A 22464-nucleotide genomic window follows, 5' to 3' on the forward strand; every position below is an offset into this window, starting at 1 on the left:
ACAACATTTCATACTTTTCTAATACTTAATCGCCTTAGGCGACCCAGCCGTATATCATCAAGTAAGAATGATTTATGGCTTAGTATATGTCTGCAACTCTCTCTTTTTACAATGAAAACTCAGCTCGGCTCGCGACTCAATATGACTCTCTTAGCTTTGAGTCAGTTCACCGCTCGTGGAGTGACTACTGGCCCAGAGCAGGAGGGGCAGTACTGGACGTTGGTGCAGGCTCGGGGCGCGATGCCAGGTGGTTTTTAAACAATGGTTGCACGGTTACTGCAGTGGAGCCTGCACATGATCTTCGCCAACTAGCCATGTTGAATTCCTCTCCACAAATCCAATGGTTGGATGATTCGCTACCAGAGCTTGCAAGAGTCTGTGAGCTAGCAGGCCAGTACGATCTTATTTTGATTTCGGCGGTTTGGATGCATCTAACTTCGCAGCAGCGAGTCGAGTCGATGAAGAGCTTATCTCTACTGTTAACCGAGAACGGCAAACTCGTGGTTACATTGCGCCATGGCTGCTTTGACGATAGACGCGAAACATTTGGTGTTTCTGTCGATGAGATTAAACAGCTGGCTGAAGCTAATGGGCTTTTTGCCTGCCTTGTTGCGGATGGCGAAGATTCATTGAAGAGAGCCGGAATCGCTTGGCAAACCGTTGTGTTGGAGTCTAACAACCCCGTTTAGATTGGAAGGTAGTCGATGTCACTTGAGTATTATTTAGATCGTTTCCAAAATTTGAAAATGAATAGCTCTGGCGGGAAAAAGAGCCCACACAAAGTGTGTATGCTAATGGCCGTGATGGATTTAATTCAGGCGGGCCATATTGTGTCAAATCAGATTAAGTTCAACCAAGTCCTTAAAGAGCGATTTACTCACCACTTTGACAATTTTGCTCAGGGCAACGACAAAAACACACCGGAAAACCCTTTCTTCCATTTGAGAAGTGAAGGCTTTTGGCATCTCTCTTATAACGATGGATATGAGGAAAAGAACACCAGCCGCTACTCACCAAAAGCCATAGCATATGCTTACCTTGATGATGAGCTGTTCGACTACATGAAAAGCTACATTGTCTCTAATGAACTTAAGCAAGCTCTGGTATCGAACTTGTCGGATCTGGCGACACTTTATTACCAGTGGCTTTTTGATATCGGTAAATCTGAAAAGACGGCGGCCAATTATCTCGGCGCGATTCGTGGTTCCATTTCTAACTGGCTGATGGAAGCTGGTGAAATCGATCAACCGTTAACCGAACTCAGTTGCTACCGAAAATTTGTCGGTTATGAAGAGAAAGCCAGGAAGCTAGAGCAGTTTCAAGTTCGAGACTCCAGAGGTAAGGGGATGTACAGCGCGGCACTCTCTCACTATCACAAGTTCTTAGCCGATTTATCGCAAGTCGATGTCAATGCCGATATCAAGCAAGTGATGGCAGACAAGACATTAACGGAAACTGAAAAGACCATCATGGTGAATACCAGAATGGGGCAGGGGATATTCCGTACTCAATTGATTCAGCTGTGGGGAAGGTGTGCCGTGACAGGTTACCGGAATACGCAACTGTTGCTGGCATCGCATATCAAGCCATGGCGAGCATCTAACAATCAAGAACGCCTCGATAAGTTTAACGGTTTGTTGCTGTTGGCTAATCTTGATAAGGCCTTCGACCTTGGCTTTATTTCGTTCGATGATAGTGGAAAGGTTTTGATTTCCAGCCACTTAGAAGCGCCTGAAGTGTTGGGCCTCAGTGACGATATGGCTTTTAATATCCTGCCTGAGCACAAGCCTTACCTTGGGTATCATCGTGGCGAACTATTTAAAGGTTTATAACTTTTTTGGGGAAGGACGGAGCCTAATCCCGATTCGCCAAATGTTCCATATACACTTCGTACACTTCATCGGTGGCGGCGGCCAGCATGGCGTCGTAGAGATCGCCAATGAGTTCAGCTTCTTCGCCCTGGGCTTCGGCGTGCAGTCTTTCCCACTCCAGGAATGATTCCAGAGTGATCGGGGCTTGGGTGAGTTGCACGGCTTTGTCTAATCGTTTCATAGTCTAAGTTTAGTTGCTCTGGCGGTGTTAGGTGAGTGCTGCCTGCTTGTCATTGCCATTCTGTTACATCATTAAACCGGATATATATGCGGTTAACCTTCGCTTAAGGCCAGTGGGTCGCTTATATCCAATTGATAGTCATAATTTATTGCTTGTCTTCTCCTGCATCTACCGCCATTGAAGCCACATTTTTATGGCGATAAAAACCTCGCTGAGATTGTTGTCACACTAATTGAATTTTCAGCGCTTGTCGCTACGGTTACGCCTAGACTTAAGAGAGTACGATTGTTGTAAAAAGAGGAACTTACCTCTTTTTGTATTAGGTATTTAATCAACTTATTGAAAGAGTTGATGAGCTGGTCGAAAGGGATTTGATCTAAGCGAGCTAAAGGAAAGGAGACCCATGTGAGCAGGTGGCGCATCGCCGGAGTACTGGTTCAATTTGTATTTGCGGTTTTAAGCTTTGAAGTAGCAGCAAAACCAGCATTGCGGGTGGTGTTTCCTGACGACTATTACCCGTTTTACTATCGCGATGCCGCGGGTGACTACAAAGGCGCATCGTTTGAAATCGTAAGCCAGCTGTGCCGCAATCTGGGGTACGATGTCAAAGTAACCCAACTGTCCAGCATGCGCCTGATGCTTGATGACCTGGGTAGCGGCAAACAAGATGTCAGCGTCAACTTAACCACCACACCTGAACGTGCCAAAGTGGCACTGTTTACCTCGGTGCCCCATATCTATGAATCTCAGAATCTTATCAGCCGCGCAGACAACAATGTCAATTTTCAGGGGAGGCTGATTGATTTATCACGTTATCGGTTTGGTCCGATTCTGGGCTGGACGTACGGCCCGCAGTTTGACAATGCTGAGTTTCTCAACAAAGCCTATGTGAATAATTCGGTCGATCAATTGAAGGGGTTGTTGTCGGGCCGGTTCGACTTTGCGATTAATAATCCGCTCTACTTTCGTAATATGGCGTTAAAGCTGGGGGTTTCCAGGGCATTTAAAGTGTTGGAACCAGCGGTGTTTACTCTGCCTGTCACCATCGGAGTTTCCCGCCAGTATCCTCAGGCCGCTCAACTGGTTCAGGATTTAGAGCAAGAGCTGGTCAGGTTCCAGGCTCAGGCGGCGTATAAAGAAATCCTCACTCGTTATGGATTTGAACCAGCGCAAATGCTGGGGGGAGACGGATCATGAGCTGCCTGCATTCGCTTGTTCGCCTGGGGTTATTGCTAGTCTGGCTGCTCTGCTCAGTTAACGTCGCCGCGACGACAGAAACGGATAGTGGCGCGGAACGGGAAGCGCGACTGCATCATCTGATCGGTTTAACGGCGGATGTCAGGCTGCAGGACGAAATCATGGTCAGCTCTATCACCACTTATGCCTACGTCTCTGATGATAAGTGGCGCGAGCGGTACCTGGTCGCCAGCGAACGGTTTGACCAGTACCTCAACCAACTCAGACAGCAGGATGACAGTATCGCCGCCGATTACATTGAAAAAATCGCTGCAGCAAATGCCAATCTGTATGAAATTGAGGGAGAAATACTGATCCACATGCAGAAAGGCCGCGCAGCCCAAGCTCAGCAGTTGTTAAATTCAGACCAATATATCAGCCGAAAAGCGCAGCTGGTCACGGCCATTGAGGCGCTGGACCAGCGATTTCAAAACCTGCTGGAATCGCTCATCGCTAAGAGGCAGTTGGGGGCACAGGCCATACCGCTGACGGAAGAAGAAAAACAGTGGATACGCGAGAATCCCATCGTCACCGTCGGCAATGAAGCAGCCTGGCCACCGTTCATTTTCCAGACTGCAGATGGGCAAACCGAAGGGATAAGTATCGATTATCTCAACACGATCGCGGCCAAGACCGGATTGCAATTCGAATTTTCTGCGCCGGCCAGCTACGCCACATTGCATGAACAGTTACGTGTAGGCCAGCTGGATGTTATTGCTGCGGCCTATTATTCTGCCTCCCGCAGCCTCTATGCGCTGCATACACCGGCTTATATGGTGGTGAAAGAGTTTATCTATGTACGGGAAAACAGCGGTATCAGCTCAATGGATGACCTGGCCGGGGGGAGTATCGCGATTCCATCGGGTTATGCCACCATCGATATTATCCGCGCCCAGCGTCCGGATATTAACATTGTCGAAACCCGCAATATTCTTGATGCCATCGAACTGGTTCTGACCGATCAGGTTGATGCCACCATGGACTCGCAAAGTGTCGTAGAGCATTACATTCAGGAAAATGCGCTGTCCGGTTTGCAGTCGTTTCCCAGTGGCTTTGGCCATAACCCGCTGCGCATGTTGGTCACCAGTAACAAACCCTTGCTTGGGGCCATCCTGACGAAAGCGATTACCTCGATTACCCGCAATGAGCGCAATCAGATACTGGCCAAATGGCTGAGCCCGGAACAGCAGAATGAGGAGCAGTTTAAAGCCGCCCAGGCCTCTTTGTCGCAAGCTGAGTATCAGTGGCTGAATGAACACCCGGAAATCAGAATGGGGGCAGACCCAGACTGGCGACCGTTCGAGTTTGTCGACAAACTTGGCCGACATCAGGGAATTATTTCCGATTACATGAAGCTGATTTCCGAGCGGTTGGGCACTAAGTTCAAGTTGTCTGCCCGGCCGACCTGGGATGCCGTTGTCCGCTCAGCGCTGGCTGGCGAAATCGATATTATTGCCGGGATGTCGCCCACTCCCGAGCGGCAGAAGCAGTTTCTGTTTACCCGTCCGTACCTGACAGAACCGGCCGTGGTCATTACCCAGCAGGATCGGGCCCAACTGAAGAACTTAAATGAGCTGGGCAGCGAAACGCTGGGGGCAGTACGGGGCTATGCGTCAACTGAATGGTTACAACGTAACTATCCGGATTTGAATGTGGTGCTGGTCAATAGCGTTGGTGAAGGCTTAAAGCAGGTGATGGATGGGGCACTGGATGGCATGCTTGCCAATCGGCTGACCGCCACAGACAGGGTGAATGCACTAGAGCTGTCTGATCTGAAACTTAATCTGGTGACCGGCTATGAGTATCAGCTTGCGGTAGCGGTACGGAAAGACTGGCCGCAGCTCATTCCAATACTGAATAAAGTCCTGGCGGATATTACGCCGGCTCAGCAGGACAAAATTCGCAACAACTGGGTCAATACCGAATTAGCGGGTCTCAGCCCACAAACGAGTTACATTCTTCATTCAGACCAGTTACCGCTGATCCGCATTGCGATCATTACGGTGGTGATCGCCGCGCTGTTCTTAATTGCAGCCCGGGTGCTGAGTAAGCGTTCCGGCGATATTCTGCGCTTATATCAATCAGGTAACTTACGCCTGTTTGGCGTACTGGCAATCTGTTCCATTCTGGTACTGGTTATTGCCATCACATGGGTGTCGCTGAGCCGCGAAGAACAACTCGCGCGGGTACGGACTTCTGATGCATTAACCACCATTTTGCACTCGACTCATGAGCGGGTTCGATACTGGATAGACGGCGGATTGGGTCAGGTGACTCTGATTGCCAATGAAACTAACCTGGATACCTTATTTGCCGACCACCAGTTACTCAACGGAAATGAAGGCCGGAAAAACCTCAGTGTGTTGCTGGCGTCGCAGAACCTCGCCAACCGTGACTGGCAGTACAGCATGATCTTAACTGACGGTACCTCAGTATTTGATAACTCATTTGCAACCAGCCATATATACGACCGGTTACTGGTCACGGTATTTCAGGGTCAGTCTACCTTTATTCCGCCACAGCGGGTGCCCGGTGATAACAGTGTCCGGATGTACTTTGCCGCTCCGGTATGGGATTACGCCGGACGTCCGGTCGCGGCGGTAATAGCATCGGTCGACCCGGAAAAAGAATTTTCCAATATCTTCCTGACCGGCCGCATCGGTAACGTGGGAGAATCTTATGCGGTCAACCGCAGTGGTGTGATGATCTCCCGAAGTCGATTTGAAAAACAGTTGGTTGAAAGTGGTGTGCTGGAACAGGATCAGTCCAGTATTTTAAATGTGTCGCTGCGCGAACCCGGGGTCGATCTCACCGCTGGGGAACAGCCGCTGCAGACGCTCAGCCAACAACCTTTTACTCAGGTAGCCTCGCAGCTTATGCGGGGAGAATCCGGGGTATTGCCTAACGGAGCGTTAGACTATCGCGGTGTGTCTATGATCAGCGCCTGGGTTTGGGACGATGTATTAAAGCTCGGTATCGTGGTGGAACTGGATGAGTCAACCGCGCTGGCGGCGTTTAAAATCTCGCGCAATACGCTGTACACGGTACTGGGTATCACCCTGGTGCTGCTGTTCAGTCTAATGGCATTCAGCTCCTGGATCGGTGACCGGGCGAATCAGACCTTAATGAAAGCCAAAGATGAACTGGAAGATAAAGTTCAGGAACGTACCGCCGAGCTGAATAAAAGCCGTAATATGCTTCAGGCGGTACTGGATAATTCACCGGCACTGATTTATCTGAAAGATCTGTTTGGCCGTTACATTCTGGTCAATAAAATCTGGCAACAAGTGGTGGTGAGGGGAGACGAAAGCCCGATTGGATTGCCTACCCATCAGTTTCTGCCAAAAGAGCTGGCTGACCAGATGGTGGCCAGGGATAAACAGGTTATCGCCCAGCACCAGACGATTCAGATAGAAGAGCAGATAGAACTGGCCGACGGCAAACAACACGTGTTTATGTCGTATAAATTCCCGGTGGAAGACGAACAGGGCAGGTTGGTTGCCGTAGGGGGGATTTCTACCGATATCACCGAACTGGCAGAGGCGCGGGTCATCGCGGATGAAGCGAACAAAGCCAAGAGTGACTTCCTGGCCAACATGTCCCATGAGATCCGTACACCGATGAACGCGATTATCGGTATGTCACATTTGGCACTGCAGACCGATCTTAGCGCCAGGCAACGCAATTACATCGACAAAGTACACCGCTCTGCTGAGTCTTTACTTGGCATCATCAATGACATCCTGGATTTTTCCAAAATCGAAGCCGGCAAGCTCGAGATTGAATCGATTGAGTTCCGGCTTGAAGACGTGCTGGATAACCTATCTAACCTGATAGGACTGAAAACCGAAGAGCGGGGTATTGAACTGATGTTTGATGTTCCGGCCGATATTCCGACTGCGCTGGTCGGCGACCCGCTCAGATTGGGCCAGATCCTGGTTAACCTTGGCAATAATGCCGCCAAATTTACCGACCAGGGCGGCGAGATCGTAGTGTCCGCAGAGGTGCAGTCGCAAGACGACCACTCCGTTATGTTGCTGTTTAAAGTCACAGACAGCGGAATTGGTATGACCCAGGAGCAGACCAGCAAGCTGTTCCAGTCATTTAGTCAGGCCGATACGTCAACCACCCGTAAATATGGCGGCACCGGGCTGGGCCTGACGATCTGTAAAAAGCTCACCAGTTTAATGGGCGGCGATATCTGGGTTGATAGCCAGCCGGGCGTCGGCAGTATTTTCTATTTTACCGTCAAGCTGGGTAAACAAACCGGCACGCCGTCGTCGCGCAGAGCAACCCAATCCGCTTTGGAGCATATGAAAGTGCTGGTGGTCGACGATAACGACACCGCAAGAGAGATTCTGGCTGGCATGCTGTCCGCTACGGGGGCGGAGGTGAGTCACGTCGCCAGTGGTGAAGAAGCTATCACGCAAATTCAACACGCCGATCAGCAGCAGGGTTTTGACATTGTGTTGATGGACTGGAAGATGCCCGTCATGGATGGGGTAGAAACGGTGCGCAGAATTCAGACAGAACTCAGCCTCAGCAAGCCGCCAGAGTTTATTATGATGACCGCCTACGGGCGCGATGAAGTGGCCGCCGCGGCAGCGGACGTCAAGCTGGAGCGGGTGCTGACCAAGCCGATCACCGCGTCCAGTTTGCTGGATGCGATAGTCAGTGTGAAGGGCATAGTCGACCCGAACAGCCAGTCCATAGTGCGTCGGGATGACGATCTGAAAGCACTCAAGCAGTCACTCAGCGGCGCACGCATCCTGCTGGTGGAAGACAATGAAATCAACCAGGAACTGGCTATCGAATTGCTGGAACGAAACGGTATGCAAGTGGCACTGGCAGAGAACGGTCAGCAGGCGCTGGATATTCTTGCTGAGCAGACCTTCGACGGGGTATTGATGGATTGTCAGATGCCGATTATGGATGGTTATGAAGCGACTCGGCAGATCCGCAAGCGGTTACAACTGACGGAGCTGCCGATACTGGCCATGACAGCTAATGCAATGAAGAGTGACGTCCAGGATGCGTTAGATGCCGGTATGAACGGCTACATCTCCAAGCCGATTAACATCAAAAGTATGTTTATGACCATGGCCAGATGGATCAAACCCGGTGCGCTGGTCGGTGGATTATCAGGTGGCGCCGAACAACCAGCAGACAGGGCGGATCTGTCCCTGCTTGAAGGAATCGATACTGACGCCGGCATGACGGCGACCCAGCACAACGAACAGCTGTATCGCAGGCTACTGACTAAGTTCTGCGACAACTACGCCGATTTCGAAACTGTGTTTTTAACTGAATCCGACTCGGAAGACAGTCAGGCGGCTGAGCGCTGTGCACATTCGCTTAAAGGCGTGGCCGGGACTATCGGTGCGAAACAGGTACAACAGTGCGCGCAGCAGTTGGAAGTTGCTTGTCGCGAACACCAAAGTAGTGAGCAGATAATGGCGTTGCTTGCCCACGTAGCTGAAGCGCTTGCACCAGTCATCACGTCGATTGCGTCACTGGATAAAAGCGCTGATGCTGAACGTGCCCCTGGCCCTGCCGCAAAAGCAGACCCGCAGCAAGTTCGGCAACTGATTGGCAGGCTCAAACAGCTGGTTGAGGAGAGTGATGTCGCGGCCAGTGAGGTTGTCGAGGAGTTGCAACGGCTAAAATTAGCGCCGTCTCAGCAGCAGTCGCTAGCCAGGATCAGTAGCGCGCTGGCAGATTATGATTTTGACCTGGCTTTGCAGGAACTGGAGCCGCTATCTATCGACCGGCCTTAATCCGGACAGGCAGGATACGGCAGTTTTTGTTGTCAGACTGAGGTTGATACCGACAGCTGAGCGGCGCGAAACCAGCCGCGAAAAAGAATGTGATAAATCCTGGCCAATTGACTCAGCGGATATGAATCGAATACACAAAAAATGTGCATGATCGCAGGCTCTTATCACATTCTTGATCAGCACTTTTGTAGTATGCCGTATTGCCACTATGGTTATTATATGGGCGTCAGTTTGGTAAAAATAACATGAACAATACCAAGATCGTTGTGATCGACGATTCTCAGGCAATTCTATTGCTGATGAGTTCTATGCTTGCAGAATTAGGCTATGACCAGGTTGTGACTTTTTGCTCTCCGGTCAAAGCGTTAAACGCGATCCGCGAGAATCCTGAACAGTATTCAGCCGTGTTCATTGATCTAAATATGCCGGACGTCGACGGAATGGCGGTTATCCGGGAGCTGGGTAAAATTAATTATCACGGCGGCGTATGTATTGTGTCTGCAATGGAGAGTCGAGTCATTAAACTGGCTGCGGACATTGCCAGGCAACATCGGGTTAGCCTGATTGGTAACATCGCCAAGCCTGTGGAAAAACATACTCTGAAAAGAGTGTTTAACCGGTTTAACGAGCTGATAGCCAACAACGCCCATACCACAATGGAGATGACTAAAGATGAGTTACTCGATTGTCTGGAACAGAAATATTTTACGCCTTACTATCAGCCACAGGTGGATATCTTCACTAACCGCGTTACGGGTTTGGAAGCGTTGGCGCGTATTGCCAAACCCGGCATCCCCAACGCCATCTTACCGGGTAGTTTTCTGCCTACTGCCATGAGGCATGGCTTACTGAATGCCATTACCGACCAGCTATTTGAAAAAGCATTCGACGATCTGCCGGCACTGACAGCGGAATTTGGCAAACAGGTAAAGCTGAGCCTGAATTTATCGCCGTCACAACTGGTAGACCCCCACTACCCGGAGTACCTGCACAGTTTAATCAAACGGCATAACGCTGATATCAGACAAATCGTATTGGAGATTACCGAAGAACTGGCGCTGAAAAGTACCGAGCAGCTGGAAACGTTGAATCGGTTTCGCATTCGGGGGTTTGGCTTGTCACTGGATGACTATGGTACCGGCTTTACCAATTTGCAGGAGCTGCGCAGCCTTCCGTTTACTGAAATCAAGATTGATCGTTGCCTGATACAAGACATTCACTGTGATCGGTTTAATCAGGTGGTGGTGAAGTCGCTGGCGCAGATCGCCGGGCAACTTAATGTCTTACTGGTGGCGGAGGGAATCGAAGATTTTGCGGATTACCACTATCTTGAAACCAATATGAAGGCTCTGCATGTTCAAGGCTATTTGATCTGTAAACCCCGTTCGATGGACAGCCTGCTGCGCTGGCACCACAGCTGGATTCACAGTAAAGCCTGTTAGAATAGTTTTCTCCGTTGAAAAAGTGGCAATTGAGTTTCTCAACTGGTGGGCGTGGTCGACGACTGGCTGGCCAGGGCGGTTTTGTCCTGCTCGCGAGTTAGCCACCAACACGCCAGCGAGGCCAGGGTCACCATCGCCACGCCCTGCCAGAATTTGCCGGTCAGCTCGACGTTGAGGATCAGCGCCGAAAAGAACGTCGACAAAATCGGCGTGAAATACGACAGGGTGGCTAAGAACACCATGTTGCCACCGGTAATACCGATATTCCACAGTGCGTAGCCGCTCCCCATCACCGCCGCGGCAAGCAGCAAATCTAAACCGGCATCGAGATTAAACACCATCGCGGGCTCGTCACTCTGCGCATAATGGATCCATAAAGTGACCGAGGTCGCGATAAAAAACCAGCTGACGGCATTTTTGCCGTTGGCCATCCGCTTGGTGACGTTACAATACATCGCCCAGATAAACGCGCCGGCTAAGGCCAGCGAGTAACTCACTGGGTTATCGCGGAAATTGCTCATCAGCAGCGACAGCGACACATTCTGCTCGCCGCCCAGGGTCCAGGCTACGCCCAGAAACGACAGTGCCATTGCCGGGTAAAGTAACCAATTGACCGGTTTACGACTGGCTATGACGGCCAGTAACACCGTCAGGCTTGGCCACAAATAGTTGATCACACTCATTTCAATCGCCTGCATGCGGCTATGGGCCATGGCGAGTGCCAGCGACAGGCAGATTTCATACAGGACAAACATCGCACCACCGATAAGCAGGTAGCGCCAGTCGCTGCGGCCGATTTTAGGCAGACCGACAAACAGCACCAGCATGACCGATGCCACGGTATAGACCATGGCCGAGCCGCCTATCGGGCCCAGTTGTTCGGTAACATTGCGAAAAAAGCCAATGGTGGTGCTCCAGAGAAAAATAGCCCCGCAACCGGCCAGGGTGTATTTGTTCATGTTTGTCTCAATCAGTCAGAGGTGATGCCGAATCAGCGATAATTGCCTATCAAGCTACTGAATATTTCTGTTATTGGCGAGCAATTATTAACAGAATTTGGTGCATTTTTTTGTATAGAGAAAATATGGCTTATTTTTGCATCAAGTTAGAGGAATACTATTGTGCGAGCGGAGAGGGTGGCGATATGATATCGCTTCGTTACACAAAATTAACATAAACTGTGGTGGTCTGGAGCATGCTGAGCCACCGGGTATCTGCCGTTAGAATTAAGCGGCAAAAAAGGAGAGGCGCTGGTGAAGGGCAATGGATTGTGGGTAGAAAAATATGGTGTCGCGTCTGTCGCCATGGCGTTCACTTTATGGGGGATGCTGCCGCTTTACTATCAATATTTGCCAGCGGCTCCAGCCGATGAACTACTCAGCATCCGCATTGTTGCCTCTGTCCCCTTAGCACTAATCATGGTGTGGCTGTTCGGCAACCCGGCCGAGTTTAAGCAGGTACTGAATGACAAGACGTCTCTGCGCTACACCTTGCTGGCCAGTCTCATGATGAGCGTCTGCTGGACGGCGTTTACCTGGGCGATGACCCACGAGCGGGTGTTTGATGCCAGCCTGGGCTTTTTTATCAGCCCACTCACGCTGGTGGCGCTGGGGGTGATCGCTTATCGAGAACGGTTAACCCGCCATCAGAAAATTGCCCTGGTCTTCGCCACTGCCGGTCTGCTGGTATTAATTTCTCAAAGCGAGCAGGCCCCTGTTGCGGCACTGCTGATGGCGATTTTCTTTGCTTTGTATGCCTGGTGCAAACGCAAGTGTCACTATTCCTGGACCATGGGGCTGTTTCTGGAAGTCTTGATGCTGTCGCCGCTGGCCTTGATCTACCTGGTGTATGTAGAAACCAGCCGAGGTACTCAGATGCTGGCTGGCGACTGGACGCTGGTGGCGTTTTATCTTGGCTCGGCGCCGATGTTTCTGCTGCCGCTGCTGTTCTACTGCATTGCCATTCGCCATGTCAGCATGGCTAAGATTGGCCTGCTGCAATACATCGAACCCAGTATTCAGTTTTTCATCGCGTTGGCGCTGTTTAATGAACCGCTTAACCCGGTTAAGCTTGCCAGCTTTATCTTAATCTGGAGCGGGCTGACCATCAGTGTGGTAGGGCCGAGATATCGGCTGGCAAGAGGTGCCGCCAGGTAAACGCTGAGCCAGGCAACCGCATCGCTGCAAGCATTAAAAAAGTGCCCGCATCGGCGGGCGCTTGGTTTTTCTAACGCGCTTTCGCTATTTCAGATCAAAGCGATCGGCGTTCATGACTTTGGTCCAGGCGTTGACAAAGTCTTCGACGAACTTAGGCTCAGCCCCGTCTTCGGCATACACTTCGCTTAATGCGCGCAGCTGCGAATTGGAGCCAAACACCAGGTCAACCCGGGTTGCAGTCCATTTCACCGCGCCAGTGTAACGATCCCGTCCCTCAAACTCCTGAGCGGCTTCTGAGGTGGGTACCCACTCGGTGTTCATGTCGAGCAGATTGACGAAGAAGTCGTTGGTCAGGGTCGCCGGTTTGTCGGTAAACACACCGTGTTGTGACTGACCGTAGTTGGCGTTCAGCGCCCGCATACCGCCGACTAATACCGTCATTTCCGGCGCAGTCAGGGTCAGCAACTGGGCGCGGTCAAGCAGCATTTCTTCGGCACTGACCGAGTACACCTGTTTGGCAAAGTTACGGAAACCGTCTGCTATTGGCTCCAGTACATCGAACGATTCCGCGTCGGTTTGCTCATCGGTGGCATCGGTACGGCCAGGGGCAAAAGGTACCGCCACGTTGTGACCGGCATCTTTGGCTGCTTTTTCAACCGCCGCGTTACCACCCAGTACGATAAGATCCGCCAGTGAAACTCTCTTATTGCCAGACTGTTTAGCATTGAAGTCTTGCTGGACCTGTTCCAGTTTGGCCAGAATGCCACTCAGTTGCGCCGGCTGATTCACCTGCCAGTCTTTTTGCGGTGCCAGGCGGATCCGGGCACCGTTGGCACCACCACGGCAGTCTGAGCCACGGAAGGTCGAAGCCGATGACCAGGCAGTGTAAATCAAATCGGAGACGCTGAGGCCACTGGCCAGAATCGCGCTCTTCAGTTCAGCCTGGTCGTTAGCGTCAATCAGATCGTGGTCGACAGCCGGAACCGGGTCTTGCCAGATCAGATCTTCGGCAGGGACTTCCGGACCCAGATAGCGGGATTTTGGCCCCATGTCGCGGTGGGTTAGCTTAAACCAGGCTCGGGCAAACGCATCGGCAAACTCATCCGGGTTGGCGCGGAAGTGTTCTGAGATTTTGCGATACTCAGGGTCTTCGCGCAGTGACATGTCTGCCGTGGTCATCATGATGGGCACTTTGCGCGAGGCATCTTCTGGATCTGGTGCGTGGTTGCCTTCGGTCAGATTGACCGCCGCCCACTGGTTGGCACCGGCCGGGCTCTTGGTCAGTTTCCATTCGTGACCCAACAGCATTTCGAAATAGCTGTTGTCCCACTTAGTTGGGGTTGGGGTCCAGGAGCCTTCCAGTCCACTGGTGATGGCGTCGCGGCCTTTACCACTGCCATAACTGCTCTTCCAGCCCAAGCCCATCTGCTCAAGTGGCGCCGCTTCAGGCTCAGGGCCCACTAAGTCAGGATCTCCGGCACCATGACATTTACCGAAGGTGTGCCCTCCTGCGGTCAGTGCGACGGTTTCATAGTCGTTCATCGCCATCCGGGCGAAGGTTTCACGAACGTCTTTACCGGACGCGACCGGATCCGGATTGCCGTCAGGCCCTTCCGGATTGACGTAAATTAACCCCATCTGAACCGCCGCGAGCGGATCTTCCAGGTCTCGTTCGCCACTGTAGCGAGTGTTACCCAGCCATTCGGTTTCGGTACCCCAGTAGATATCTTCTTCTGGTTCCCAGATATCGACCCGGCCGCCGCCAAAACCGAAGGTTTTAAAGCCCATGGATTCGAGGGCCACGTTGCCGGCCAACACAAACAGATCGGCCCAGGACAGTTTTTTGCCGTATTTCTGTTTTACCGGCCAGAGCAGACGGCGCGCTTTATCCAGGTTGCCGTTATCCGGCCAGCTGTTGAGCGGCGCGAAACGTTGGTTACCGGTTGATGCTCCACCGCGGCCGTCCCCGGTACGATAAGTCCCTGCAGCGTGCCACGCCATCCGAATCATAAATGGACCGTAGTGACCATAGTCCGCCGGCCACCAGTCGTGGGATGTGGTCAGTACGTCTTCGATGTCGTTTTTGACTTGCTTGAGGTCGAGCTTGTTGAATTCGTTTTTGTAATCAAAGTCATCGCCCATCGGGTTAGCTTTGCGGTCGTTCTGATGCAGGATACGTATGTTGAGCTGGTTCGGCCACCAATCAAGGTTGGTGGTGCCCACGCCGCCTTGGTGGGTGTTACTGCCGTGCATAAACGGGCATTGACCGCCAGCACTGCCTTTATCTTTGTTCATGTCGAACTCCTGTTTCCATTAGGATTTTGAGTTGTCATCTGATACATCCAGTTGATTCTTTCTAACTATAGACGCTCTATGGGCAAGCGAAAGATGGCTTTTTCAATTGTTTCAATAGGTAGAATCAATCAATTTAAACCGCGCAGAAGGCGGCGCGTTGAAGTGATGTACCTGCTGACAAGTTGTTGGAATATGAGCGAGATATACGCGTAGTTAGAGAACGGAACTAAGGCCTGGCCGGGCAAGCGCCAGTTAAACAAAAGCCGCATTACCCGCCGGGATTGCTGAGCGGCTTTTTGTGAGTGAAGGGCAAATGGTTAGTGGCCTTGCGGCGGCTGATAACCCATGCGTACCGATCCCCAGTGTTTGCCGTCAACAAATATCGGTACTGACAGATCGTGCATCACTTCGCCGGTATCACGTTTATAGGTTTGCAGTAACATGGTATTGGTGTGTTTGCCGCAGCGCTGACCAACCCGGTCATCAAAAATCCGTTTGGTCCGGTTGGCGGCCATATCCTGTTCCGGATTACCGGTCAGTGGCTGACAGAACTGTTTGTTGTGCGTCGGCACATAGCCTTTATTGTCGTTAGCAATGGCATAAACAATGCCGGGCATTTCATTAACGATCGGTTCCTGCAACGCTGGCAGTACCTGGTCGCAATAGCGATCGTACTGGGTATGGTATTTGGCTGGTGTGGTGTTGGCGATGGGCTGATAGTGGCGATCAAACAGGTCATGTTGGGTGATTTTTCCGGCACGGATGTCTTGTGTAAACTGCTGGCCGATTTGGGCAGCCAGGGTGCTGGTTAGCTCGAAGTAGGGTCGGTGAATGCTCGACTCGTCATGTTCGACCAGCACCGCATTGCTGTGTTCGGCCATCTTCATCAGCCGATCCGCTTCTTGCTGCAATTTCATCAGTTGCTGATCGCTGTCGGCCAGATCCTGTTTGACATCGCTGATGGCATCGCCGATGTGGCGCAGACCCTGCTCATTAGACTCCACGCCCTGAGTGATGGCAGACACCTGCTGCTCCACGTCTTCGGCCTGAACGGCGATGTGCTTTAATCTGTCACCGACACTGGTAATACTGTCCGATCCCAGGCTCACTTTGTCTGACAGGCCGTTGATGGTGCTGTTTACTTCGGTGGTTTCGGTCAGGATCTGTTGGACGATTTGCGCCACTTCTTCTGTGCTTTGTGAGGTACGCTCTGCCAGGTTACGCACTTCATCTGCGACCACGGCAAACCCCCGGCCTAAATCGCCGGCACGGGCGGCTTCTATCGCGGCATTCAGCGCCAGCAAATTAGTTTGCGAGGCGATGTCTTCGATTACCTGGGCGACACTTTTGATCCGGTTGACCTGAGCATCCAGGTTGTCAATTTGCTGAACCGAGGCGGTGGTTTGCAGCTGGATCTGTTCCATGGCTTCCACGCTAACCTGTAACTCTTGCAGGCCTTGTGTGCTGGAGCGGTGCATTTCCTGCGCTGCCACCAACGTCTGCTGCGCGGAGACTGAGGTGCTGGTCAGGGTGTCGGTAATTGCGTCGGAGGTATCGGCAATATGGCCAATAGAGGTGATCTGGTTGCTGGCTTTGGATTTGAGCTGGTCGATGGCAAAGGAGACTTCCGCAGCACTGACCGCATTGGCACTGAGTTCGTCAGCAATTTTTGCCATGATAGTATCGTCTGTGGATATTGCCTGCTGTACAACCGGGGCGGTGTTTTTCCGGGCCCTGATAAGCGGAGTTAGCATGGCAATTGCGATGATTGGTACCGTGCTGGCGGGGCCAAAATAGTACAAACTGGCCAGTGCCGCAGAGGTCCAAAGTGCCAGCTCTGGCAGAATATCGCGCATTCGTGTTGTCATAGCCGCTACCTAATCGGATAAAAACTTAGGAGCAAAAATTAACGCTTTATCCCATAAATTTAATGAGTTAGCGTCAATCTTTGACTAAAGTCTATTAGGCAGAGCATTCGCATTGTGACTCAAGTTGGAAATTTATCCGGTTTTATACGCCATTTACTTGCTGTGCTGCCAAGCAAATGGCATGTGGATTGGCACGGACCAGCCGGGAGTCACTGTCGCTCAATTTGGTCCTAGAGGTACAATACCGGCCGGGTTGAGCGTCTTGATGGAATAGTAACCGTGTTTGATATGGTCAATACGGATAGTATTCTCAATGCCGTCCAACTGCCGGATGCGTTCAATATAACCCGATAACTGTGGCATTTGCGCAATCAGGTTGCGGTTACATTTGAACAGTCCGTAATAGGCCTGGTCGAAGCGAACCAGGGTGACAAACAGACGAATATCGCTCTCGGTCAGTTGGTCGCCCAGGATATAGCGACGTCCATCGGCAAGCTGCTTTTCAAGCACGTCCAGGGTAGAAAATACCTGTCCATAGGCCTCTTCATAGGCATACTGACTGCTGGCGAAACCTGCTTTATACACACCATTATTCAACTGGTGATAGAGGGTTTCGTTCAGCGCGTCAATCTCAGCACGCAGCGGCTCTGGGTAGAGATCGAGTGTCGAGCCGGTCAGGTGGTCAAAGGCGCTACCCAGCATACGAATGATGTCAGCCGATTCGTTGTTCACTATGGTGTTGCGCTGTTTGTCCCAAAGCACGGGGACTGTCGCTCGGCCATTAATGTTCGGGTCGACCTGAGTGTACAGCTGGTGCATATACTGGTGGCCATGCAGGGTATCGGCATCGGCACCGGGAAAACCACCAAATTGCCAGCCCTGGTTGGTCAGTACCGGGTTGACCACGCTGACGGTGATCAGCTCAGTGAGTTGCTTGAGTTCGCGAACCATCAAGGCGCGTGAAGCCCAGGGGCAAATGTACGCCACATACAAGTGATAGCGTCCCGCTTCAGCCTTAAAGCCAGCATCACCGGTCGGCCCGGCCGAGCCGTCCGGGGTGATCCAGTGGCGAAAACTGGATGTTTGTCTGACGAACCGGCCCTCACTGTCCTTTGACTGCACCGGCTGCCAATTTTCGCTCCATTTACCATCGACTAGCATGTGGATCTCCTCGTTGTTGGGTTTACGCTGTTTTTTGTTTGTTTTGCGCTGACTTTTCAGCCAGTTGCTGCAGTAACCAGTGGTCCAGTGACCAGCGTCCCGCACCCTGAATAGCCAGAGTTAGCGATGCCACTGTCAGCATCAGTGCGTATTCATAACCGTTATTGGAAAGAAACAGCCCGTTCGGCCAGTGAAAGGTCAGCGCCATCAGCATGGTGAAGCCCGTAACCAGAGCGGCGGGACGAGTCAATAAGCCCAGAACCAGTGCCAGACCGCCGAAAAATTCGCCGCTGCCGGCCAGCAGAGCCATCAGGTAACCAGGTTCGAATCCGATGCTAGCCATCCACTGACCAGTGCCTTCCAGGCCATAACCGCCAAACCAGCCAAACAGTTTTTGCGCGCCATGGGCCGCTAATACCAGTCCAAGTGGTACCCGCAATACCAGTGAAGAAACGGTGGTGTTGGAGTCTAAAACTTTATTAATCAATGTATTACTCATAATCTGTTCCTTTGTGCTCAATTCGCTCTTGCGTATCGTTGAGTTAACTTTATTACTCAATTACCATTTGATAAATGGCAAATCTGTTTAATAATTACCAACATATTGTTGTTAATAACAGAGTGCATAGTGCATGTTGTCGGTGCTATGGCGGAGGACATTAATGGACAAATTGACTACTATGCGCGCGTTTGCCGCGGTCGTTGAACAGGGCAGTTTCTCCAGAGCGGCAGAGAAACTACAGCTGTCGCCACAGCTGGTAAGTAAGTATGTGTCTCATCTGGAAGGACACCTTAATACCCGGTTATTTCATCGTACTACTCGTAAAGTTAGCCTCACTGAAGCCGGACGTCACTACTATCAGTCCTGCATGCAGGTACTGGAAGACATTGACGAGATGGAAAATGCCCTGTCAGACATGGATGCGGAAGTGCGCGGCAAGCTGACCATCAGTGCGCCAATGTCATTTGGTAGCCGCCATTTGCCGCAACTGCTGGTGGATTTTCAGCGTAAGCACCGCGAGATTGCGGTCGATATCCGCCTTGAGGACCGTAAGGTGAATATCGTCGAAGAGGGCATTGATGTGGCGCTGCGTATCGGCAAGCTGCCCAGTTCCTCGTTGATTGCCAAAAAAATCGTGCCGGTCAAGATGGCCATCTGTGCCTCGCCGGACTACCTGCGTGAGTACGGTGAGCCGGAGAGTCTTGACGATCTGGCGCAGCATCGGTTCTTAAAATATTCCTACGGTGATCCGGTTAATCTTTTTCAAGGGGTTACCCACAGCAGCGACATTAAACTGTCAGCAAAACTGGTGGCCAATAACGGCGATTTATTGGTAAACGCTGCGGTGTGCGGTGGTGGCATCATAGTCCAGCCCACTTTTATTGCCGGTGATGCTATCAGCCATGGCCAGCTGAAAGTGATTTTGCCAGGAATGGAGCCTGACCCTCTCTATTTGTATGCAGTGTACGCGAACCGCCAGTTTCTGGCCCGTAAGGTTCGGGCATTTATTGATTTCGTCAGCGACTATTATGGTGAGCAGCCTTACTGGGATAATCTTAGCCAACAGTGAGATTGCACGCAGAAACGGTAATTGACTGACCCAAGAGCCAGTGACTCGAAACCGCTTAATCATTGCTTAACTCTCTAGCTGCTATGCTGGAATTAAGCCTTTGATAAACGGATATTCGACATGATAGAGCTTAATGACCCCAGCCTGTTTCACCAGCGCTGCTACTTGAATGGTAATTGGACCGACGCTGAAAACTTAGCGACCTGTAAAGTGTATAACCCCGCCGATGGTGCGCTGATTGGCACCGTGCCGAATCTGACCTGTGGGCAGATAGAAATGGCAATTGAATACGCTCACGATGCTTTTAAACTTTGGAAAACCTCCACCGCGCAGCATCGTGCTGAGATCTTGTTACGCTGGTATCAGTTGATGATGGAACACAGGGACGATCTGGCTAAAATACTCACCCTGGAGCAGGGTAAACCGCTGGCAGAAGCGAAAGGGGAAATCAGCTACGCGGCCAGTTTTATCCAGTGGTTTGCCGAAGAGGCAAAGCGAGCTTACGGTGAATTGATCCCTAGCCATAAAGCCGATGCCCGAATTCTGGTCAACAAAGAGCCGGTTGGTGTGGTGGCGGCGATCACGCCGTGGAATTTCCCGGCGGCGATGATCACCCGAAAATGCGCACCGGCACTGGCCGCTGGTTGCTCAGTGGTACTGAAACCGTCCCACGACACTCCGTTCAGCGCCCTGGCATTAGCGGAACTGGCTGAAAGAGCAGGGCTGCCAGCCGGGCTGCTACAAGTGGTGACGGGGGATTCCGAGCGGATCGGCAAAAGGTTGTGCGAAAGTGAGCGGATCCGCAAACTGTCGTTCACCGGCTCAACCCGCATCGGTAAGTTACTGGCGGCGCAGTGTGCTGACAGCCTGAAAAAACTGTCGCTGGAACTGGGGGGGAATGCGGCATTTATCGTGTTTGACGACGCCGATCTCCACGCCGCCATCGAGGGCCTGATGGTGGCCAAGTTCCGCAACGGTGGACAAACCTGTGTCTGCGCTAACCGGGTTTTTGTTCAGGACGGTGTGTACGACAAGTTTGTTAAACTATTGGTCGACCGGGTCGCCAAGCTTAAAGTGGGCGATGGATTTTCTGGCAGCCAGATAGGGCCGATGATCAATCAGTCCGGCGCAGACAAAGTGCGTCGCCATATAGAAGATGCTAAAAGCCGTGGTGGCGTTGTCCAGTATGGATCCGCTGTACCGGCAGATTCCCTCTTCATCAGCCCGCATGTGATCAGCGAAGCCAGCGATGACATGTTACTGGCTCAGGAAGAAACCTTTGGCCCGGTCGCCGGGGTGTTTCGTTTCAGTGATGAGCAGGAAGTGATTGAACGCGCCAACGCCACGCCGTATGGGCTGGCGAACTACTGTTACACTCAGTCGCTGGCCAGGGCGTGGCGGTTATCTGAACAGTTGGAATCAGGTATGGTTGGGATCAACGAAGGGTTGGTTTCTACCGCGGTGGCCCCCTTCGGCGGCGTCAAAGAGTCCGGATTAGGACGCGAAGGGGGACGGCAGGGACTGGATGAATTCCTGCAGGACAAATATGTATTAATGGGTGGTCTTTAAGCTTTTGACCTTTTTCTCTGCCGGCGGTTGACTGCCGTCGGCCGCCAGGCGTTTCCAGGCCAGTGCACCGTTAGATTCGAAACTTTTTTCCGCTCGGCATTCCAACAGAAAATCACCCACGCTCAGCACCGCACCCAAAGAATAGGATTGGCCCTGATAGAAACAGACTCGCTGGCCGAGATTGGCACTATCCAGAGCAACAATCGCTTTTTCAGACGACGTAGAGATAACTTCAGCATTGGCCGCGCCAACTATAGTTAGGCTCAGTAGCAGAGCTGACTTGAAAGCTGTATTTTTGGAATGTTTTGAATGCATCGGTGAATTCCTTGTTCCCGGCTAATCATACTGGCGCTGGTAGCGTGGCAGCATACTTTCATTACCCAACAAACCACCTTGGTGAACGTAAATGATAGTTTTATCTGGGTTTTTTTGATGCCACTGACTAAGACAACGCCACATTAATGGATCATAGAGCATATCAAACTCAACGCCAGTGGATTCGAGAAGCTGCTGCCAGATTTGGTAATCCTCCCGGTAGAGATGACCAAAGTGATGTTTTCGTTCCAGCGGCAAAATCGTAGGGTGTCCGTCCGGTTCCAGTTCGGCAAACTGACTGCGCAGATAGGCCTCCCCGCCAACGCAGGGACAGGTCAGCACTTCTATGCCATGGGGAGCGAGATGCTTGTGCAAATACAGCGCGGTGGCCCCGGTTCCTGAAGGTAATGCCACCACAAACTGGTGCTCGCGGTAATAACGGCTCCAGCTCAGCAGTTCTCTCGCCAGCTGTTTGACGCCATGCTCCGCTTGCTTAAACCGTCCGCCTTCAGGCACCACCAGACAATAGCCATCTGGGCGTCGAATATCGCTGATGTAATCGCGAGGATGTATCGGTTTGTCGACACACTCCGAAACCGCAATGACCTGAGCGCCCAGCTCCAGCGCTCCCCGGTAATTGCCGATCGGCTGTTGTTTCAGCCAGTGCGGAATCCGGTCTACGTAGTATTCAAGCTGCCAGCCTTTGATGCATGCCAGCGCGGCGAGAGAAAACAGCGAATTGGCCTGGGCACTGCCATAACTGATTAGAGTGGTGATATCTGGCTGGTCTAGCTCCAGCAATGAGGCGAACTTGCGCGCCTTGTTACCGGAAAAATGCGCGTGAAGTTGATCATCGCGCTTTAAAAAGAAACCAATATCGCCAAATTGATGCTGTGTGACCGGGCTTTCGAGCAGTTTCATAGCAAACGGATTTTGAGAAAAGGCTGCACAGTTTAGCCGATTTAGCAGTGAAATCGTATCCCGCAACAATAAGGCTCGCGAATGTATTTTTGGCCTAACCT

The 22464-nt window shown here is 51.7% G+C and carries 16 protein-coding genes; 8 read left to right on the forward strand and 8 right to left on the reverse strand.

From position 1 onward, the window contains the following. Positions 1–86: 86 nt before the first annotated feature. A complete protein-coding gene (locus tag ACQY6F_RS06680) occupies positions 87–689 on the forward strand; it encodes a class I SAM-dependent methyltransferase (protein WP_428773130.1) in 603 nt (200 codons plus the stop codon). A 15-nt stretch (positions 690–704) separates the two neighbouring features. Beyond that, a complete protein-coding gene (locus ACQY6F_RS06685; RefSeq protein WP_428773132.1) occupies positions 705–1832 on the forward strand; it encodes an HNH endonuclease in 1128 nt (375 codons plus the stop codon). A gap of 22 nt (positions 1833–1854) precedes the next feature. On the opposite strand, the gene ACQY6F_RS06690 is transcribed toward ACQY6F_RS06685, so the two are convergent. After that, positions 1855–2052 carry a hypothetical protein gene (locus tag ACQY6F_RS06690; RefSeq protein ID WP_428773134.1) on the reverse strand — a complete coding sequence of 66 codons (198 nt, stop codon included), beginning with the start codon at positions 2050–2052 and terminating at the stop codon, positions 1855–1857. A 405-nt stretch (positions 2053–2457) separates the two neighbouring features. Here ACQY6F_RS06690 and ACQY6F_RS06695 point away from each other — a divergent pair, with 405 nt between their 5' ends. From ACQY6F_RS06695 to ACQY6F_RS06705, 3 genes are all read left to right on the forward strand, one after another. Then, complete coding sequence (locus ACQY6F_RS06695) at positions 2458–3249, forward strand: substrate-binding periplasmic protein (RefSeq protein ID WP_428773135.1); 792 nt, start codon at positions 2458–2460, stop codon at positions 3247–3249. Then, positions 3246–9065 carry a response regulator gene (locus ACQY6F_RS06700; RefSeq protein ID WP_428773137.1) on the forward strand — a complete coding sequence of 1940 codons (5820 nt, stop codon included), beginning with the start codon at positions 3246–3248 and terminating at the stop codon, positions 9063–9065. The genes ACQY6F_RS06695 and ACQY6F_RS06700 overlap by 4 nt, the downstream gene beginning before the upstream one ends. Positions 9066–9310: 245 nt before the next feature. Then, positions 9311–10507 (forward strand): EAL domain-containing response regulator, encoded by a 1197-nt coding sequence (locus ACQY6F_RS06705; protein ID WP_428773138.1) that lies wholly within the window; start codon positions 9311–9313, stop codon positions 10505–10507. A gap of 38 nt (positions 10508–10545) precedes the next feature. Here ACQY6F_RS06705 and yddG read toward each other — a convergent pair whose 3' ends face one another. After that, positions 10546–11466 (reverse strand): aromatic amino acid DMT transporter YddG, encoded by a 921-nt coding sequence (gene yddG, locus ACQY6F_RS06710; protein ID WP_428773140.1) that lies wholly within the window; start codon positions 11464–11466, stop codon positions 10546–10548. Between the two features lie 294 nt (positions 11467–11760). Here yddG and rarD point away from each other — a divergent pair, with 294 nt between their 5' ends. Continuing rightward, on the forward strand, positions 11761–12663 hold the full coding sequence (rarD, locus tag ACQY6F_RS06715; RefSeq protein WP_428773142.1) for an EamA family transporter RarD: 903 nt from the start codon (positions 11761–11763) through the stop codon (positions 12661–12663). An 84-nt stretch (positions 12664–12747) separates the two neighbouring features. Here rarD and katG read toward each other — a convergent pair whose 3' ends face one another. From katG to ACQY6F_RS06735, 4 genes are all read right to left on the reverse strand, one after another. Continuing rightward, a complete protein-coding gene (katG, locus tag ACQY6F_RS06720) occupies positions 12748–14958 on the reverse strand; it encodes a catalase/peroxidase HPI (protein WP_428773144.1) in 2211 nt (736 codons plus the stop codon). A 317-nt stretch (positions 14959–15275) separates the two neighbouring features. Continuing rightward, positions 15276–16826 carry a methyl-accepting chemotaxis protein gene (locus ACQY6F_RS06725; RefSeq protein ID WP_428773146.1) on the reverse strand — a complete coding sequence of 517 codons (1551 nt, stop codon included), beginning with the start codon at positions 16824–16826 and terminating at the stop codon, positions 15276–15278. 219 nt (positions 16827–17045) lie between these two features. Then, complete coding sequence (locus ACQY6F_RS06730; protein WP_428773148.1) at positions 17046–17987, reverse strand: glutathione S-transferase family protein; 942 nt, start codon at positions 17985–17987, stop codon at positions 17046–17048. Positions 17988–18009: 22 nt separating this feature from the next. Next, the gene (locus ACQY6F_RS06735; protein WP_428773149.1) at positions 18010–18486 is read right to left on the reverse strand and encodes a DoxX family protein; all 477 of its coding nucleotides are present in this window, start codon (positions 18484–18486) and stop codon (positions 18010–18012) included. A 163-nt stretch (positions 18487–18649) separates the two neighbouring features. Here ACQY6F_RS06735 and ACQY6F_RS06740 point away from each other — a divergent pair, with 163 nt between their 5' ends. Continuing rightward, complete coding sequence (locus ACQY6F_RS06740; protein WP_428773150.1) at positions 18650–19558, forward strand: LysR family transcriptional regulator; 909 nt, start codon at positions 18650–18652, stop codon at positions 19556–19558. Positions 19559–19678: 120 nt separating this feature from the next. Then, entirely contained in the window at positions 19679–21127 is a 1449-nt protein-coding gene (locus ACQY6F_RS06745) for an NAD-dependent succinate-semialdehyde dehydrogenase (protein WP_428773152.1), read from the forward strand. On the opposite strand, the gene ACQY6F_RS06750 is transcribed toward ACQY6F_RS06745, so the two are convergent. After that, positions 21110–21442: a DUF1496 domain-containing protein gene (locus ACQY6F_RS06750; RefSeq protein WP_428773154.1), complete on the reverse strand. Its 333-nt coding sequence runs from the start codon at positions 21440–21442 to the stop codon at positions 21110–21112. The genes ACQY6F_RS06745 and ACQY6F_RS06750 overlap by 18 nt on opposite strands. Positions 21443–21463: 21 nt before the next feature. Further along, positions 21464–22363: a 1-aminocyclopropane-1-carboxylate deaminase/D-cysteine desulfhydrase gene (locus ACQY6F_RS06755; RefSeq protein WP_428773156.1), complete on the reverse strand. Its 900-nt coding sequence runs from the start codon at positions 22361–22363 to the stop codon at positions 21464–21466. Between the last annotated feature and the right edge of the window lie 101 nt (positions 22364–22464).

Origin of the sequence: Vibrio sp. (assembly GCF_050299255.1) — a bacterium.
Lineage (GTDB): Bacteria > Pseudomonadota > Gammaproteobacteria > Enterobacterales > Vibrionaceae > Vibrio.